Source organism: Erythrobacter sp. (genome assembly GCF_038133525.1).
Taxonomy (GTDB): Bacteria; Pseudomonadota; Alphaproteobacteria; order Sphingomonadales; family Sphingomonadaceae; genus Qipengyuania.
In genome coordinates, this window is the sequence record NZ_JAYPTL010000178.1 from 1 (window position 1) to 1,626 (window position 1,626).

Annotated in this window: 1 protein-coding gene and 2 pseudogenes; 1 reads left to right on the forward strand and 2 read right to left on the reverse strand. The window is 60.3% G+C overall.

The features are described from left to right. A pseudogene (locus tag AAFM29_RS17740) lies at positions 1 to 235 on the forward strand (sugar transferase); the annotation flags it as partial. Here the strand turns inward: AAFM29_RS17740 and AAFM29_RS17745 are convergent. Together AAFM29_RS17745 and rfbA are read right to left on the reverse strand one after the other, a co-directional pair. Next, a pseudogene (locus AAFM29_RS17745) lies at positions 236 to 391 on the reverse strand (dTDP-4-dehydrorhamnose 3,5-epimerase family protein); the annotation flags it as partial. A 15-nt stretch (positions 392 to 406) separates the two neighbouring features. After that, complete coding sequence (rfbA, locus tag AAFM29_RS17750; RefSeq protein WP_341714033.1) at positions 407 to 1,294, reverse strand: glucose-1-phosphate thymidylyltransferase RfbA; 888 nt, start codon at positions 1,292 to 1,294, stop codon at positions 407 to 409. Positions 1,295 to 1,626: the final 332 nt, after the last annotated feature.

Consider the following 1,626-nt stretch of genomic DNA (forward strand, 5'->3'; position numbering starts at 1 on the left):
GGTAAAGCTTAACGATGGTGGCCCGGTCCTCTTCGTCCAGCGCCGGATCGGGCGCGGCAATCGCTTCTTCGGCATGTACAAGTTCCGCTCGATGACAGTCGCCAATGCGGATGCCGACGGTGAGGTTTCCGCTACTCGCGACGATGATCGGATCACCCCGATCGGGCGGCTGATCCGCCGCACCAGCATCGATGAACTGCCGCAGCTTCTGAATGTCTTGAAAGGCGATATGTCCTGAGCGGGAGTGGTTATCTTGCAAGAATTCCACGTCCAGCCCCGCCTCGGCAAAGCGCGCCTTGTTCCAGCTTTCCATGAAAAAGCCGCGTTCGTCGCCGAACACTTTCGGCTCCACGATCAGCACGCCGGGCAGGCGGGTTTCAATGATATTCACGACGCGCCGCCCCCTTTAGCGCAGGCCATGGTCGAGCAGGCGCAGCAAATAATGCCCGTACCCCGATTTCTTGAGCGGCTCGGCAATGCTGCGCAACTGGTCGTCGGTAATGAAACCCTTGCGCCAGGCGATTTCCTCAGGGCAGCAGATCTTCAGGCCCTGCCGTTCCTCGGTAATCCGCACATAGGTGCCGGCATCGAGCAGCGATCCATGCGTGCCGGTATCGAGCCAAGCATAGCCCCGGCCCATGATCTCCACCGACAAGGCCCCATCGTCGAGGTAGAGGCGGTTGAGATCGGTGATCTCCAGCTCTCCCCGCGGCGATGGTTTCAGGTCGCGGGCGCGGTCGACCACCGTCTCGTCATAGAAATACAGGCCCGTTACCGCAAAGTTGGACTTCGGCTTAGCGGGCTTTTCCTCAAGGCTGGTCGCGATGCCGGTGTCGTCGAAACCCACGACGCCATAGGCCGTGGGATCTGCAACCCAATAGGCAAACACGCTGGCGCCATCGGCCCTTGCATCGGCGGCGGCAAGCTGTTCGGGCAAGCCGTGACCGTAGAAGATATTGTCACCCAGCACGAGCGCGCTGGGATGCCCGTTCAGGAAATCGGCGCCAATGTGAAAAGCCTGCGCCAACCCATCGGGGCTCGGCTGCACTGCATATTCGAGCGACAGCCCCCACTCCGCCCCATCGCCGAGCAGCCGCTGAAATTGCGGCTGGTCCTCTGGCGTGGTGATGATCAGGATTTCGCGAATGCCCGCCAGCATCAGAATCGCCAGCGGGTAATAGATCATCGGCTTGTCGTAAACCGGGACCAGCTGTTTCGAAATGCCCTTCGTCAGCGGGTATAGCCGCGTGCCCGATCCGCCTGCGAGCACGATGCCCTTGCGTGCTAAAGTCATTGAATTTCCGGACCCCGCGCGACATTCACTTCAAGCCTGAAAGGCTATCATGCAGTGCAGCATAGTAAGGGGCCCGAAGATCGGCAACCGCTTTAATCCCTGCGTGGAAAAGCGCGGCTGGCAAGACCAGTGCGATAGCGCGCAATGGCAACTAGCCCGATGGCCACGATAAGATTGTTATGGTGGGGGGCGCAGCAACAGCATGCGCCTTATATGGCTCGGCGTGTATAAACGCACATGGGTGAGCCAAACGGCTCAAACCCGGCGCGGCACCGAACCGCGGCATTCCCTGCCAAGCATGATGGCAGGCGAAGTGATGAAACACGCGCCCG

Bases quoted from the DNA above. Each gene is read 5' to 3' on its own strand.
- rfbA (WP_341714033.1), bottom strand. From the start codon at position 1,294: ATGACTTTAGCACGCAAGGGCATCGTGCTCGCAGGCGGATCGGGCACG.